Raw genomic sequence first — 14,501 nt, forward strand, 5'->3', positions numbered from 1 at the left:
AACGACTTATGTATCGACTAGTATTTAAATAGTTCTGGAGGAGATCCGATATGGCACAGATGGGACGCCCGCGCACGTTTGACCGCGACGTGGCAATTACTCAGGCACTGCATCTGTTTTGGGAACATGGATACGATGCGACATCTCTCAGCCAACTGAAGGCGAATATGGGCGGGGGCATTACCGCGCCTAGCTTTTACGCCGCGTTTGGTTCGAAACAGGCCCTGTTCAATGAAGTCATCGAACGCTACCTCGCCACTCATGGCAGAGTCACCGACAGCCTCTTTGATACGGCCCTGCCGCCCAGGGCGGCAATTGAGCTCACGCTTCGTCAGTCAGCCAAAATGCAGTGCGAGCCGGATCATCCCAAGGGGTGCCTGGTGGCGCTGGGCCTGATGAGCGCCTGTTCAGAGGAAAGCAAGGCCATCTCCGCACCACTCTTGCAGGCGCGCAACCTGAATCGCGCGGGTATCGTTGCCTGCGTCCAGCGTGCCATTGCCGCAGGGGAGCTGCCCGAAACGCTGATACCGGAAAATCTCGCCGCCGTGTTCGACAGTTTTCTTCTGGGCTTGTCTACACTGGCTCGCGATGGTGTTGCTCATGCCACACTGGACGACGCAGTGACTCAAATAATGGGACTGTGGGATAGCCTGCGCCGTGTTGCCGCTGCTCAATGACCCTCCACCTGCGCTTGCGGTTACGCCTTGACAGGTTGCACCTGGGCGTGTGACGGCAAAATCCTCACTAAATCTTTCGGAGACGTTCATGCTTCGCGCGTTTGAAAAATGGCTCGACCCATTCCCGCCCGACGAGGTGCCACCGCCTCCTGACGGGCTTGGGCGGTTTCTCTGGGCCTGCACACGGGGTGCCCGCGGCTATATCCTCGCACTTGCGCTACTCAGTGCCGGTGTATCGATTTACGAAGCCTGGCTGTTTTCCTTCCTTGGTCAGGTCGTCGACCTGCTGTCGGCCTGGCAGACCGGCGGCGATGCGGCGTTACAGGAAAGTCGCGTGCTGTGGGGCATCGGCCTGGTATTACTGACCAGTATCGGGCTGGTCGCGTTGCGCACGATGGTGCAGCACCAGGTACTGGCGATTAACCTGCCGTTACGGTTGCGCTGGGACTTCCATCGATTGATGTTGCGGCAAAGCCTTTCTTTCTTCTCCGATGAATTCTCCGGCCGCGTCACCACCAAGGTGATGCAGACGGCGCTGTCGGTGCGCGAGGTGCTGTTCACCCTCATCGAAATCGCCCCCGGGATCGGGGTTTACTTCATTGCGATCATTGCCCTGGCAGGCGGCTTCGACCTGAAGCTGATGCTGCCTTTCATTGCCTGGGTGGCATTGTTTGGCCTGGCGATGATGTATTTCGTACCCCGCTTGGGCAAAGTCGGACAGGAGCAGGCCAACGCGCGGTCGTCGATGACCGGACGTATCTCGGATGCCTACACCAACATCACGACAGTGAAGCTGTTCTCGCACTCCAGACGTGAGGCGCATTTTGCGCGTGCTGCGATGGAAGACTTCAAACTCACCGGCTTTCGTCAGATGCGTCTGGTCAGCCAGTTCGAGATCGTCAACCAGGTATTGGTGGTCGCGTTGATCATGGGTGCAGGCGGTTATGCCCTGTGGATGTGGCATCAGGGCCAGGTCGGTACCGGTGCCGTGGCGGCGATTACCGCCATGGCGTTGCGTATCAATGGCATGTCGCACTGGATCATGTGGCAAATGACCTCGTTGTTCGAGAACATCGGCACCGTACAGGATGGCATGGCGACCTTGACCCGCGGCCCCAAGGTGCAGGATGCGCCGAACGCGACGACGTTGGTAACCACTGGAGGCGCGGTGACCTTCGACAATGTGAGTTTCAATTACAACGGCGAGTGCCAGGTGCTCGATGCTCTGAACCTGACCATTCGCCCGGGTGAAAAAATCGGTCTGGTGGGGCGTTCCGGTGCCGGAAAGTCAACGCTCATCAACCTGCTGTTACGCTTCTACGACGTGGACGAGGGGACGATCAGCATTGACGGGCAAAACATCGCGCACGTCACTCAGGACAGCCTGCGCAGCGCAATCGGCATGGTCACTCAGGACACCTCCCTGCTGCACCGCTCCATTCGCGACAACATTGCTTATGGCCGCCCTGACGCGACTGACGCGCAAATCCGTAGCGCGGCGGTCAGTGCCCAGGCCGACGTGTTCATCAGCCAACTGAGCGACAAGCAAGGCCACAGTGGCTACGACACGCTGGTGGGCGAGCGTGGTATCAAGCTCTCGGGTGGCCAGCGTCAGCGCGTTGCCATTGCCCGGGTGATGCTCAAGAACGCCCCGATCCTTTTGCTGGACGAGGCCACGAGCGCGCTGGACTCGGAAGTCGAAGTGGCCATCCAGGAAAGCCTTGATGACATGATGAAGGGCAAGACCGTGATCGCCATTGCCCATCGCCTTTCCACAATTGCAGCCATGGACCGACTGATTGTCATGGATAACGGCCGCATCATCGAACAAGGCTCTCACACCGAGCTGCTGAGCAGCAATGGCACCTATGCACGACTGTGGCATCACCAGAGCGGTGGATTTCTGGGAGAAGATCAGGGTGTAGCCGAAGACGTGGACCACGTATGAGACTGGGCGGTCCGGATTGAGCGTCGCCGCTCCTGACCGCCCGCCACGACCCGGCAATAACAAAATAAATGAATGCATTTTCAGTAAAAATATAATTATTATTTGAGCATGATCAAAGAACTGAAAACATTCATAACCGTGGCCAGAGAAGGCACCTTCGCGGCTGCCGGCAACAAGGTCGGGCTCACCCAGGCCGCCGTGAGTGCGCAAATGCAGCGTCTTGAGGCCGAACTGGGTGTCGAACTGTTTGACCGAAAAGGACGTTCAGCCCAACTCAGCCGAATGGGCCAACAGGTGCTATTACAAGGTCAGGACCTGGTGCGCCAGTTCAGCAACCTGGGCACGGCAACGGTAGGATTGCCTGCTAGCGTATTGGTCACTATCGGCGCGATTGCCTCTGTGCAACGCTCGTTTCTGCCGCAAGCGCTCGCTCGATTCCATCAGCGGTTCGCAGCATGCAGGACGCGTGTCATTCCGGGTCTCTCCATGGATCTGGTCAATCAGGTAGACGCTGGCGAGATCGACATGGCAGCGATCATCCGCCCCCCCTTCTCGCTGCAGAGCGACCTGCGGTGGACGACGCTGGTACGTGAACCCTATCGCCTGATCGTCCCCTCCGAAATGCCGGGAGATGACTGGGCAGAGCTGGTGTCTGCTCATCCATTCATCCGCTACGATCGATCCTCGTTTGGTGGCCGTCAGGTTGACCGGTTCCTGCGCCAGACCCATGTCTCGCTGCGCGAAGTCTGTGAGCTCGACGAACTGGATGCAATCATCAAACTGGTGGCCAATGGAGTTGGTGTAGCGTTGGTTCCGGAAACGGCCAGCAGTCAGGAATGGCCCGCCGGTGTGCGCTCCATTGATTTGCAGCAACACACTTTTCATCGCGACATCGGGCTGGTGCATCGCGCCCGTCGCAGTCTGACCGAGCCTGTGAACGCGCTGGTTCAGATGATCAATGAACAGGCTATCAACACACACTGATTCATGGGCTTCCCGCTCATTTAGGAAAGCCTGACGCAACGTGGTTTGCGTCAGGCTTTTCACTATTTTGCGAACAGCTGGCTCATATCCTTGAACGCCTTGAACTCAAGCGCATTACCGCATGGATCAAAGAGGAACATAGTGGCTTGCTCACCCATCTGCCCTTTGAATCGAATGTAGGGTTCGATGACGAACTCCGTGCCGAAAGATTTCAGGCGTTCGGCCAAGGCTTCCCATTGCGCCCATTCCAGGATGATGCCGAAGTGCGGAACCGGTACGTCGTGACCGTCTACAGGGTTGCTGTGGACGCTTTCTTGAGAAGCGGTTTTCGGATGTTCATGGATGACCAGTTGGTGTCCGTAAAAGTCGAAGTCGACCCACTGCTCACTGGAGCGTCCTTCGGAAAGACCGAACACTTCCGCGTAAAAGGCACGTGTCGCAGCCAGGTCGTAAACTGGGATTGCAAGGTGAAAAGGAGAAAGGCTCATCAGGACTCCGATTGCAGTTTTTATGGGTGCGCAATGCCGGGCAAGACTCGCTGTCCGACAATTTCATCAAGGTGCATTCATCCTAGAGCCGCTCAGCACTAAAAAAAATCAATATTATTTTAAAAAAAACACAAATTATTTTTGTACATGATGCACTTGTTGCGAGGATTGATACAAACCGCTTCCAGAGTGCCCTGACCGCCCCTGACCTGCCACGAATGGCCGCCAAAACCGCGCGGCGCGCTCATATCACCCAGCCGAACGTGATGGCAGTCAGCGCCAGGTAGCGCAGGCTTTTGGCAAGCGTGACGACCAGGAGAAAACTCCAGAGCGGCTCCCGCATGATGCCTGCGATCATGGTAATGGGGTCACCGATGACGGGCACCCAACTGAACAGAAGCGCCCAACGCCCATAACGTTGATAGGTACTCTGAGCCCTGTCGAGGTGACGCTCGTTGACAGGAAACCAGCGCCGGTGCCGAAAGTGCTCGATTGAACGGCCCAAATACCAGTTCACCAAAGAGCCCAGAACGTTGCCGGCCGTAACGATCATCAAGAGCAGTATCGTGGGGTAGTGCTCCGAAAGCAGCATACCCACCAATACAGCTTCGGATTGCAGAGGGAGAAGCGTAGCGGCACCGAATGCCGTAGCAAAAAGCCCGAGGTAGCTAGTTAGCTCGAACACCACGTCATCTCACGAGTACAGGCCGGTCCAGCCGTTGATGCCTACATATACACCGACGCAGATGATCAACACACTGGAAAGATACGGTGCCCGCCGAGCAGCAGCACTGAGCCAAGGGAGGCGGTTCGAGGCTTGTCGGGCACCCATGGCGGCGGCAGCGCCCACGGTGACCAGGGTAATCGCGAGGCCGAGGCTGAAGCAGAGCACCATCGCAGCGCCGAGGGTGACCTGCTTCACCTGCAGGCACAGCAGCAACACGGTGATGGCTGCCGGGCAAGGAATCAGGCCACCGGTCAAGCCAAACATCAGGATCTGGCCGTTGCTGACTTTACGGTGGGTGAAACGCTTGCGGATGTCATTGGCGTGGGCCCTTTCATGAGCGTCCTGATAACCGCTAGCGCTCAGACTCAATCCGTCCAGATCACTGTGGTCATGGCTGTGCTCATGATCGTGCTGCTTGAAGTCCAGATCGTAGTCGTGGCTGTGACCTGCATGCCCCAGGCTGAGCCGGGCGCTGAATTCATGCGGCTCCGGAATAGAGTCTTGCGACTGGAGAAAGCCGTCCTGCTGGATGAATCGGAATTGCTGCATCACACCGTTCGGTCGAGCGGTATGCAGCACGACTTCATCCGCGCTCCAGCCGTTTCCAGATAACGCTTTGAAACGCCAGTGTGGCGGTACGTCCTGCTCAAAAATCGACAGTTCGACGCGACCGTGCCCCGTGTCGATATGGCGTGTCTCATCGTGGTCATGGTGGTCATGGTGGTCATCATGAGCACGTCCTTCATGTTCGACGTTGTACACCTGCTCGCCATGCCAGGTGCGCCATAGCATCCATACGGCGATAGCGATAATCAGCACGGCAGATGCAAGCTGGAAGTACGGTTCTGTCGTTTGAGGGTCAAGCCCCTGCCCCAGATACATTCCTGCCATAGCGACCAGCCAGACAACAGCGGTATGCGATAGCGTAGCGGCTAGTCCAAGCATCACCGCCTGCCGCACCGAGCCCCGGATGGCTACGATAAAAGCCGCCATCATGGTCTTGGAGTGCCCCGGCTCAAGGCCGTGCAATGCCCCCAGAAGGACAGCGCTGGGAAAATACAGCCAGGCATGGGAACCACCTTGCTGCAGCAACTCGACAAAATCCGGCATGCGAGACCTACAGGTATTTGGTGATCTGCTTGAACGCTTCCAGCGGTGCCCGCTCGCCCTTGGCAAGTGAACCTACAGTGTCTTCAAGGCAGTGATCGATATGATCCTGAATCAAGGTGCGTTTGGCCTGGCATACCGCTTTCTCGACGGCGTGCAGCTGCTGGGCGATGTCAACACACTCGCGCCCTTCTTCGATCATGGTGATGATGCCGCGCAAATGGCCATCCGCCCGTTTGAGACGCTTGACGACAGCCGCATGGGACTGGTGCATGGGGTCATGAGGATGATCATGTCCGCTCATGATTCAAGTCTCCGGTCTGAGTGATTCGAGACAGCACTATATCCCCCCAGGGGGGATAGAGTCAAACGTGCTGCAAGTTGTGAAAAACCAAATAGACGACTGGTCGGTTTTAATTTAGGATGCTCGACATTATGAAAAAACCAGCCCAGGACATGCGACAGCACATCATTGATGTGGCCAGATCGCTTATGACGAACAAAGGCTATACCGCCGTCGGCCTTGCAGAGGTGTTAAGTACGGCCGGTGTACCCAAAGGGTCGTTCTATTACTACTTCAAATCGAAGGAGGAATTCGGCCAGGCATTGCTGGAAGAATACTTTTCCGAATACCTGGGGCGCGTCGACGCCCTGATGGCGCGCCCTGGCAGCGGCGCCGAGCGATTACTGGCCTACTTCAACTATTGGACAGAGACTCAGGGCACTGATCTTCCGGAAGGCAAGTGCCTGGTCGTCAAGCTCGGTGCAGAGGTGTGCGACCTGTCTGAAGACATGCGTAGCGTGCTTGAAGTCGGCACAGCAAAAATCATCAAGCGCATCACTGCTTGCGTAGACATTGGGGTCGCCGACGGCAGCATTCATCCCGAGGGCGATCCTGAAGGATTTGCAGAATCGCTTTATCAACTCTGGCTTGGCGCATCTCTGCTGGTAAAAGTGAACAAGTCCACCGATTCTTTCGATAAAGCACTGACCATGACCAAGCGCCTGCTGCGGTAGCAGGCTTTTTTTTAATCTTTTTAGTAGACGACCGGTCCACTATGTGAGGTATTTGATGAAAGATTCAAGTAACACGACTGACCTGTTTCCCCCATGCGCATGGGCTCGATCGAGCTGGCGAACCGTATTGTCATGGTGCCGGTCACGCGCAGCCGGTACGGCGAAGACGGTGTACCGAAAGAGCTGCACGCAACCTACTACGCGCAACGCGCGACGGCAGGGTTGATCGTGGCCGAAGCGACAAACATTTCTCCTCAGGGCCGAGGCTACGCAGCCACGCCAGGGATCTGGAGCGAAGAACAGGTTGCGGGCTGGCGGAAAGTAACGGACGCAGTGCATGCAGCAGGAGGCAAGATTGTCAGCCAGCTCTGGCACGTAGGCCGATTCTCCAATGTCGACCTGCAACCCGATGGCGAGGCACCAGTGGCCCCCTCCGCTATCCAGGCCGAGGGTAATACTTACACCGTCGATGGTTTCGTACCGGTGTCCATGCCGCGCGCACTGGAAACCGGCGAAATCCCCGACATCATCGAACAATACAAACGCGCCGCCGAGAATGCCAAAAGGGCCGGTTTTGATGGTGTTGAAGTCCATTCGGCCAACAGCTACCTGTTGGACCAGTTTTTGCGCGACTCAACCAACCAGCGCAACGACCGGTATGGCGGCTCCATAGAAAACCGCGCCCGCCTGACCCTGGAAGTCACCCAAGCCATCGTGGACATCTGGGGCAGCGACCGCGTCGGTATTCGCTTGTCACCGGTGACCCCAGATGCCGGTAACACGGCTCCCGACAGTAACGTCATGGGCCTGCATGGCTACCTGATACAGCAGTTGAACACCCTCAATCTGGCTTATTTGCATTTTGTCGAAGGTGCCACCGCCACGTCCCGGGAAGTCCCGGAAGGTGTCGACATGGACGCATTGAGTGCCCGGTTCAACGGGACCTTCATTGGCAACAACAACTATGACCTGACAATGGCGATCGAGCGACGCGCACAGCGCAAGATCGACGCAGTGGCTTTCGGCCGCCTGTTTATCTCCAACCCGGACCTCGTCGCCCGCTTGCGTCATGGTGCCGAGCTGACCATTGCTCCGCGTGAGTCGTACTACGGCGGCGGTGCCAAAGGTTACACCGACTGGCCACTGGGCAATTACTAAACCAGAGCAGGCCTCCCCTCCATCATCTTCCAGGATGCCGGGCATACCGCGACACGCGACAAAGGAAAAGCGCCACATGAATTATCTCGACAATAAAACCGTAATCGTCACCGGAGCCTCATCGGGTATCGGCGCAGCAACAGCCAAAGCGCTGGCAGCACAGGGCGCCAATGTTGTGGCTGCCTCAAGGGACAAAGAAGGTCTGGTCGTTCTGATCAGCGATCTTCAGGGATGCGGTCACAAGGCCGTGAGCTGCGTGACTGACGTCACCCGCGCCGAGGAAACACAGGCAATGGCAAAGTTCGCCAGGGACACCTATGGCTCCGTGGACATTCTCGTCAATAACGCAGGGCTGATGCTGTTCTCCAGTTGGGTCGACCTTGCGATCCGGGACTGGCATGCCATGGTCGACGTAAACATCAAGGGTTATCTGAATTCGATAGCCGCAGTTCTGCCGTTCATGATCGAACAGAAGTCCGGCCAGATTCTGAACATGGACTCGGTCGCAGGTCATCAGGTCGGCCCGGCAGCAGGGGTTTACAGCGCTACCAAATTCTTTGTCCAGGCGATGACCGAGTCGATGCGCAAGGAGCTGGGCGTGCAGCACGGTATTCGCGCCAGCACGATCAGCCCCGGCGTGATCAACACCGGCTGGGCTGACAAGGTCACCAATCCCGAAGGCCGCAAGGCAGCCAAAGCACTCAATGAGATTGCCATTGCGCCCGAGGACATCAGCCGCGCAGTAATCTACGCCCTCAACCAGCCAGCCAGCGTAACCGTCAACGACCTGATCATCTCGCCAACCCGTCAGGACTGGTAACAGGTCAGGCAATCCTGATCATCCACAAGACACGCGTGACCCACCAAGCAGCATCACCTCATGAGCAAGAACATCAAAGCCGTTCCCACCAGCGATTACACCGCAGTTATCGCGACCGCCAGGCAGTACGTTGAAGGCCTGCGTACAGGCAGCGTAGCCGCCATAGCGCAAGCTTTCCATAAGGATGCGGTGATGTATGGCTTCACCAATGGTCAACTGCTGGGCGGGCCGATCAGCAACTTGTACACATTTGTAGAAACCAACGGCAACGCTCCGGACATCGCTACACGTCTGGATGTGCTTGCTATCACGCCGACCACCGCCGTAGTGAGGGTCGATATGGAAAAGGACGCTATCGGTGCGGACTACAATGACTACCTGACCCTGATCAAGATCGACGGCACCTGGAAAGTGATCGCCAAGGTTTACCATCAGTTCGGAGGTTAACCCGGCTGAAATGCGCCGATGCTGCACAGCGTCGGCGCGCTATTCACCAGAGGAAGATTCCATGTCAAAAGTTTTCGTCATCGGCGCAGCCGGAAAGGTCGGCCAACGCCTCGTAAAAAACCTTGCCGACAGCGGCCATGAAGTGATCGCACTGCACCGTAAGGAAGAACAATCGACGGCACTCGAAGCAACTGGCGCCCTGCCCCTGCTCGGGAACCTCACCGAGCTGGATGCCCCTCGACTGGCCGGTTCGATGGCAGGCAGCGATGTCGTGGTTTTCACCGCAGGGGCCGGCGGCGCGGGCATAGAGCTGACCAATGCAATTGATGGCAAGGGTCTGGAGACCGCCGTTGCAGCCGCTGAGCTGGCCGGCGTACGTCGCTTCCTGTTGGTGTCGGCATTTCCTGAGGCAGCACGCGGTACAGACACCTCCGCTGGCTTCGAGAATTACATGCGGGTAAAAAAACAGGCCGATGTGTATCTGGCATCGTCAGCACTGGACTGGGTGATTCTCCGGCCGGGCACCTTGATCGATACTCCGGGTACAGGTGAGGTCAACGCAGGTCTGGCTATCGCCTATGGCGACATACCGCGCGATGACGTAGCCGCTGCCCTGGCTGCACTGGTCGACCGGCCCGAGATATCCCGGCAGATCATCGAATTGACTCAGGGCGCAACGCCTGTCGACATTGCATTGCGCACGCTGAGTCGGCATTGATGTGCTCCGCAAGCAATTAACCCAGCTCACTGTCCTTGATGTTGGCTATAGGGCCAAGGATGGCCGGATCGAAGTCGCGGATTGCGCCGCCTTCGAGCAACCGTCGCGGCAGATCCGGGTTTGCCAGCGCACCCTTGCCAATGGCAATGATGTCTGCACCCTCGCGCAGTACCTGCCCGGCTTTTTCCGGGTCGTGCAGGCCACCGTTGGCGATCAGCGCAACATCCGGGGCGTAACGACGGGCCAGTTCGATCAGACTGGCTTCACCCGGAGCAAAAGCAGGCTGCCATGCCTGGTGTTCCGTCACATGAATGTAATCGACTCCGGCATCCGCCAATGCGCCGAAAATAATCTCGGCATCGCGTTCGCCTCCCGCCCATTTGTGTTGAAAGTCGTTGACCTTGCCTTGTGACAGACGCACGCCTACCGGCGCCTGCCCGGCCACCTTTTTCACTTCGGCAATGACCTCAAGCGTCAGGCGCAGACGCTGCTGAACGTCACCGCCCCATTGATCGGTACGCTGATTGCTGTATTCCGTCAGAAACTGATCCAGCAGATAACCGTTCGCCCCATGAATCTCGACACCGTCAAAACCCGCCGTGCCGATGGCCAGTTGTGCGGCCTTGGCGAAACCTTCAATGGCATCGGCGATATCGGCGTCACTCATTGCCTGCGGAACCCGATAAAGGCCTTCGCCGTAATAGAACGCCATCTGTTCGCCTTTTGGACGAATGGCCGAAGGACCCGCCGCCTCATTGACGAAGCGATTTGCCTGGCTGAGAGCACCCGCGTGCATGATCTGTGCGATCACGGCACTGCCATGCCGATGAACGGCATCGGTAGTCGCACGCCACACCACGGCCTGCTCGTCATCGGTGATGCCTGGCTGATGCGCATATCCTTGGGAAAAACCGCGATCCGTATAGTTTCCCTCAGTGATAATCAGACCAAAACCGCCCTTGGCAAACCGTTCGTAATATCGCGCCATGGCGTGCGTGGCGCAGCCCTGCTCGGTCGCACTGACGCGTGTCATGGGCGCTAGCGCAAACCTGTTCTTGAGTTTCAGCTGACCAATGTCGAATGGGGCTGTAACGTGTTTGTTTATCTCGCTCATACTTCAAACCTCACCGTGCAGGTCGCCTGCGAATAGCCCGCAGTAGCAGGCATGACCGGTAAGACGGTAAGTGCTGTAGCAGCCCATTGGAACCCAGCCGTTCGGATAAGGCGCTTTAACGGAAATGGATAGAATCTGTGCAAATTTCTGACATCGAGGTGTTTGCCGCCATTGCATCCTGCAGGAGCCTGTCCGAAGCGGCTCGTCGACTCGGTTTATCTCCCATGGCAGTTTCCAGACGCCTCGCGGCACTGGAAAACGATCTGGGTGTGAGGCTCGCTCACCGGACAACCCGCTCGGTCTCGCTGACTCCGGAAGGCGAGGTTTTTCTGCCCCACGCCAAGACCATGCTGCACGCCAGTGAGACCGCTCGGGCTACACTGAAGGCCGATACGAGCTCTGCCAGCGGCATTTTGCGGATCACAGCACCCAGCGTTTTTGGTCAGACAATCATCATGCCGCTGCTGCCAGTATTGATGCGGGAGAACCCGGCCCTGAGTATCGACCTGACGCTGTCGGACAGTATCGTGGACATTGCCGGACTGGGCATCGATGTCGCCATCCGGATTGCCACCCTGCGTGACTCGGCACTGGTGGCCAGGTCACTGGCCCCCAACCCGCGGGTGGTGTGTGCAAGCCCCGACTACCTGGCACGTCACGGCAAACCTTCAGTACTGGACGAACTCAGCCAGCACCCATGCATCGCCTTGCATGCAACGCCTTACTGGTCGTTCACCCGAGACGGCGAACCTGTGGCCATTCGCGCTCAGGGCCCCTTCTCTGCCAACAGTGTCGAAGCCGTCCGTACGGCATGCAAACAGGGCCTGGGGCTGGCCATGCTGACCTACTGGGATGTTCAGCAGGAAATCAGCCAAGGCAGCCTTCGGCAGGTCGACTTCGACGATGTGATTCCCGAACAGTTGTCTGTCACGGCAGTGCTGCCAACACGCCAGCGCGTTCCTCCCCGGGTGCGCCTGTTCATTGACCGGCTTGAAGCAGCGCTCAGAAACAAGGCAGGCGTGGCGGAGGTTATCACCAGAAGACCGTCGCAGGACGTCGATTGATATTCGTCACCGGCTTCTCGGAGCAGCGCGTTACCGCGTTAAAAAAAGAGATTCACCCGTGACGTTGCGCGCTTGAGAGCCTACGATCCTTTGTCTCATTACGTCAGGTGCCCTGCACACACGCCTGAGACGTGGCAGTCAGGTATGTCGACGCCGACATACCTGACTTTTACGGGCCGCGCGATCAGGGAACGACTCTAAAGGCGTACTTAGCCATAGTGTCGGCATCGAGCCTGCCCCTGTTCATCGGATGCTCGGGCTTGCCAGCCAGAAATTGCGCAAGTTTTTTCATATCCATAAACACCAGAGCTTTGTTTTTCGTCTGGCTGTAAGGCTCCGATGTCTCCGTCGAATGACCCGCCAGACCGATCACCTGCTGATCTGGATCGGTCAGCGACAATGGCTCACCAAAAAGGCACTGCGTCGCGTCGTCCGGGTGATGATCTGCCGCATCCTTGAAGCCCGGATCCTGGGATTCGGCATCGGCCTTCGAGATCGTACGCAGTTGACTGAATTGTGAAAGTATAGGGTCCCGGGCTGCGCGGATATCGGCCACCACTGTCGCCCGAGCTGCCGGGTCGGTTATAAACGCTGCGACGACGCTGCGTACCCCTACCCCAGGGTTCAGGTTAAGCAAACGCATTCCGTAAGCAACATGACTTTCTTGATCCTCCCGCTCCGGCATGACCCGCAATGTTGCGTCACGTGTGCTGCCTGGTCGCCTGGCGGCGGTCGGCGCAGGCACGGGAATGGCTGGACGAGGCGCTGGAGTACCCTGGGCACGCGGCCCCAGCATTCGGCTCAGCGCAATATTCAAATTCAACAGAGGGTTTTCCATGAGGCTCTCCGCCGAGTCAATACTTGGACTGATGCCCACGCTCTGCAACGCGCGCGCCATATCAGGGGGTATAGGACGGCGACCCATTAAATGCCTTCCCAAGACAGCGCTCAGGCGTTCCATATTGATGCCCTGTCGAGCCAGTTCCTGCAGCGCGGTGTCGGCCTCATTATTGCCACGATTACGCATCGCAGCTCTGTCGGGGCGCGTGGGTACCTGGTTGACGCGTGGCGGGCTCCTGTCAACCCGCACCCGAGAGGTCGATGCGCTCGATGCGCTCGACGACCGTGTCTGGTTGGGCGTCATCAACCGGGCGAACCGTCCGAATAATGAGCGCTGGCTACTTCCCGAAGTTGATTCCGTAGCGATGGGCGACGCCGGCGGCCGCGCTGGCGAACGTTCTGGAGTCCTTGCTGGTGCTGACTCAGCCTCCTGTCGGCGAACCTCTCGATGGAGGGCCCCACGGAACTCCCTGGCGAGCTCTGTGTGGCGGTTGATTCCATGCGCCAGCATGTCAGGGAAATGCTCAAGCAAAATACGCTGTTCGGCTTGAGAAAAAGCAACCCCGTCGCCATTTATGGCATTGCGGAACATGATGCGAGTATAGGAAAGATCGGCGCCCGCACTGATCAATTGCTGAACGATGCTATTGGCGTGTGCCACCGCCCCGACGCGCGGTGCGGGGGCATTCCCGGCAGGATTGGCAGGTGCCTGCGGCGTGCTTCTTGTCTCTGCACGTGCACGCGGCGCTGCCTCATCGGCAGACGCCTGCGATCTGTCGCGCCCTTCAGGCGCTGCCTCATCGGCAGACGCCTGCGATCTGTCGCGCCCTTCAGGCGCTGCCTCATCGGCAGACGCCTGCGATCTGTCGCGCCCTTCAGGCGCTGCCTCATCGGCAGACGCCTGCGATCTGTCGCGCCCTTCAGGCTCTGCCGTTTGCGGCATCCCCTGCTCCAGCCACTCTCTGGTTTCGCGCGACAGCGGTCTGGATCGTAAAAGCCTTTCACGTCGATCTTGCGCCTGCGATGTGGGCGCGTTCGAGGAAGTCGATGGTGCCTGCGGACTGTTCGAGGAGCTGGCACCGCTGCTGGATCCGCGTGCATGCCCTGAGGTTGGCTCCGGGTCTGTGTGACCACCAAAGTAAGCGCCCGATGGTCCTGCTCTGTTGATACCCACCATATGCAGATCCTCTTCGGTCTTCTGGATGTGGGCCAAATCACCCACAAAATCAACGCTATGTGGCCACCGACCAAGAACGAGTTCCCTGGCACTTTTCCCTAAACTTTCTGCAGACGCACGACACAGAGGTTCAGCCCGCCGTAAAAATACCGATTAAGCATAATAAATAAAAATATAAATCATAAAAATCTATATTAGCTTAGAAGAAAAAAGAA

General features: G+C 57.7%; 15 protein-coding genes and 1 pseudogene. 10 read left to right on the plus strand and 6 right to left on the minus strand.

Features of this window, described 5'->3' with window-relative positions:
* Nucleotides 1-50: 50 nt before the first annotated feature.
* The 3 genes from MME58_RS15000 to MME58_RS15010 all read left to right on the plus strand — a co-directional run bounded on the left by MME58_RS15000 (nucleotide 51) and on the right by MME58_RS15010 (nucleotide 3,609).
* Complete coding sequence (locus MME58_RS15000) at nucleotides 51-677, plus strand: TetR/AcrR family transcriptional regulator (RefSeq protein WP_054987517.1); 627 nt, start codon at nucleotides 51-53, stop codon at nucleotides 675-677.
* A gap of 88 nt (nucleotides 678-765) precedes the next feature.
* Complete coding sequence (locus MME58_RS15005) at nucleotides 766-2,625, plus strand: ABC transporter ATP-binding protein (protein WP_055004952.1); 1,860 nt, start codon at nucleotides 766-768, stop codon at nucleotides 2,623-2,625.
* A 108-nt stretch (nucleotides 2,626-2,733) separates the two neighbouring features.
* Complete coding sequence (locus MME58_RS15010) at nucleotides 2,734-3,609, plus strand: LysR family transcriptional regulator (RefSeq protein WP_054987519.1); 876 nt, start codon at nucleotides 2,734-2,736, stop codon at nucleotides 3,607-3,609.
* 62 nt (nucleotides 3,610-3,671) lie between these two features.
* Here the strand turns inward: MME58_RS15010 and MME58_RS15015 are convergent, their stop codons facing one another.
* From MME58_RS15015 to MME58_RS15030, 4 genes are all read right to left on the minus strand, one after another.
* Nucleotides 3,672-4,097: a VOC family protein gene (locus MME58_RS15015; RefSeq protein WP_054987520.1), complete on the minus strand. Its 426-nt coding sequence runs from the start codon at nucleotides 4,095-4,097 to the stop codon at nucleotides 3,672-3,674.
* Nucleotides 4,098-4,341: 244 nt separating this feature from the next.
* A complete protein-coding gene (locus MME58_RS15020; RefSeq protein WP_054987551.1) occupies nucleotides 4,342-4,782 on the minus strand; it encodes a YqaA family protein in 441 nt (146 codons plus the stop codon).
* Between the two features lie 9 nt (nucleotides 4,783-4,791).
* Entirely contained in the window at nucleotides 4,792-5,934 is a 1,143-nt protein-coding gene (locus MME58_RS15025; protein WP_055004951.1) for a nickel/cobalt efflux transporter, read from the minus strand.
* 7 nt (nucleotides 5,935-5,941) lie between these two features.
* Entirely contained in the window at nucleotides 5,942-6,235 is a 294-nt protein-coding gene (locus MME58_RS15030; RefSeq protein WP_054987522.1) for a metal-sensing transcriptional repressor, read from the minus strand.
* 131 nt (nucleotides 6,236-6,366) lie between these two features.
* On the opposite strand from MME58_RS15030, the gene MME58_RS15035 reads away from it, so the two are divergent.
* The 5 genes and pseudogenes from MME58_RS15035 to MME58_RS15055 all read left to right on the plus strand — a co-directional run bounded on the left by MME58_RS15035 (nucleotide 6,367) and on the right by MME58_RS15055 (nucleotide 10,091).
* Complete coding sequence (locus MME58_RS15035; protein WP_055004950.1) at nucleotides 6,367-6,948, plus strand: TetR/AcrR family transcriptional regulator; 582 nt, start codon at nucleotides 6,367-6,369, stop codon at nucleotides 6,946-6,948.
* Nucleotides 6,949-7,003: 55 nt separating this feature from the next.
* Nucleotides 7,004-8,106 (plus strand): annotated as a pseudogene (locus MME58_RS15040) (alkene reductase).
* Nucleotides 8,107-8,182: 76 nt separating this feature from the next.
* The gene (locus tag MME58_RS15045; RefSeq protein WP_055004949.1) at nucleotides 8,183-8,926 is read left to right on the plus strand and encodes an SDR family oxidoreductase; all 744 of its coding nucleotides are present in this window, start codon (nucleotides 8,183-8,185) and stop codon (nucleotides 8,924-8,926) included.
* A gap of 60 nt (nucleotides 8,927-8,986) precedes the next feature.
* Complete coding sequence (locus MME58_RS15050) at nucleotides 8,987-9,373, plus strand: nuclear transport factor 2 family protein (RefSeq protein ID WP_055004948.1); 387 nt, start codon at nucleotides 8,987-8,989, stop codon at nucleotides 9,371-9,373.
* 61 nt (nucleotides 9,374-9,434) lie between these two features.
* On the plus strand, nucleotides 9,435-10,091 hold the full coding sequence (locus tag MME58_RS15055) for an NAD(P)H-binding protein (protein ID WP_055004947.1): 657 nt from the start codon (nucleotides 9,435-9,437) through the stop codon (nucleotides 10,089-10,091).
* 16 nt (nucleotides 10,092-10,107) lie between these two features.
* On the opposite strand, the gene MME58_RS15060 is transcribed toward MME58_RS15055, so the two are convergent.
* Nucleotides 10,108-11,205: an NADH:flavin oxidoreductase gene (locus tag MME58_RS15060; protein WP_054987525.1), complete on the minus strand. Its 1,098-nt coding sequence runs from the start codon at nucleotides 11,203-11,205 to the stop codon at nucleotides 10,108-10,110.
* 137 nt (nucleotides 11,206-11,342) lie between these two features.
* Here MME58_RS15060 and MME58_RS15065 point away from each other — a divergent pair, with 137 nt between their 5' ends.
* The gene (locus MME58_RS15065; protein ID WP_055004946.1) at nucleotides 11,343-12,269 is read left to right on the plus strand and encodes a LysR family transcriptional regulator; all 927 of its coding nucleotides are present in this window, start codon (nucleotides 11,343-11,345) and stop codon (nucleotides 12,267-12,269) included.
* A 184-nt stretch (nucleotides 12,270-12,453) separates the two neighbouring features.
* Here MME58_RS15065 and MME58_RS27480 read toward each other — a convergent pair whose 3' ends face one another.
* Nucleotides 12,454-13,701, minus strand: coding sequence for an E3 ubiquitin-protein ligase (locus MME58_RS27480; RefSeq protein WP_338156863.1), 1,248 nt, complete (start codon nucleotides 13,699-13,701; stop codon nucleotides 12,454-12,456).
* 124 nt (nucleotides 13,702-13,825) lie between these two features.
* Between MME58_RS27480 and MME58_RS27485 the strand changes: the two genes are divergently transcribed.
* Nucleotides 13,826-14,239 carry a hypothetical protein gene (locus MME58_RS27485; protein WP_277623030.1) on the plus strand — a complete coding sequence of 138 codons (414 nt, stop codon included), beginning with the start codon at nucleotides 13,826-13,828 and terminating at the stop codon, nucleotides 14,237-14,239.
* The last annotated feature ends 262 nt before the right edge of the window (nucleotides 14,240-14,501 follow it).

It is taken from the genome of Pseudomonas syringae pv. tagetis, from assembly GCF_022557255.1.
GTDB lineage: Bacteria > Pseudomonadota > Gammaproteobacteria > Pseudomonadales > Pseudomonadaceae > Aquipseudomonas > Aquipseudomonas caricapapayae.

Excerpts from the sequence above, each read along its gene's own strand:
- MME58_RS15045 (WP_055004949.1), top strand. The coding sequence starts at position 8,183 with ATGAATTATCTCGACAATAAAACCGTAATCGTCACCGGAGCCTCATCG.
- MME58_RS15050 (WP_055004948.1), top strand. The coding sequence starts at position 8,987 with ATGAGCAAGAACATCAAAGCCGTTCCCACCAGCGATTACACCGCAGTT.
- MME58_RS27480 (WP_338156863.1), bottom strand. The coding sequence starts at position 13,701 with ATGTTCCGCAATGCCATAAATGGCGACGGGGTTGCTTTTTCTCAAGCC.
- MME58_RS15055 (WP_055004947.1), top strand. The coding sequence starts at position 9,435 with ATGTCAAAAGTTTTCGTCATCGGCGCAGCCGGAAAGGTCGGCCAACGC.
- MME58_RS15025 (WP_055004951.1), bottom strand. The coding sequence starts at position 5,934 with ATGCCGGATTTTGTCGAGTTGCTGCAGCAAGGTGGTTCCCATGCCTGG.
- MME58_RS15030 (WP_054987522.1), bottom strand. The coding sequence starts at position 6,235 with ATGAGCGGACATGATCATCCTCATGACCCCATGCACCAGTCCCATGCG.
- MME58_RS15060 (WP_054987525.1), bottom strand. The coding sequence starts at position 11,205 with ATGAGCGAGATAAACAAACACGTTACAGCCCCATTCGACATTGGTCAG.
- MME58_RS15010 (WP_054987519.1), top strand. The coding sequence starts at position 2,734 with ATGATCAAAGAACTGAAAACATTCATAACCGTGGCCAGAGAAGGCACC.
- MME58_RS15000 (WP_054987517.1), top strand. The coding sequence starts at position 51 with ATGGCACAGATGGGACGCCCGCGCACGTTTGACCGCGACGTGGCAATT.
- MME58_RS15015 (WP_054987520.1), bottom strand. The coding sequence starts at position 4,097 with ATGAGCCTTTCTCCTTTTCACCTTGCAATCCCAGTTTACGACCTGGCT.
- MME58_RS15005 (WP_055004952.1), top strand. The coding sequence starts at position 766 with ATGCTTCGCGCGTTTGAAAAATGGCTCGACCCATTCCCGCCCGACGAG.
- MME58_RS15035 (WP_055004950.1), top strand. The coding sequence starts at position 6,367 with ATGAAAAAACCAGCCCAGGACATGCGACAGCACATCATTGATGTGGCC.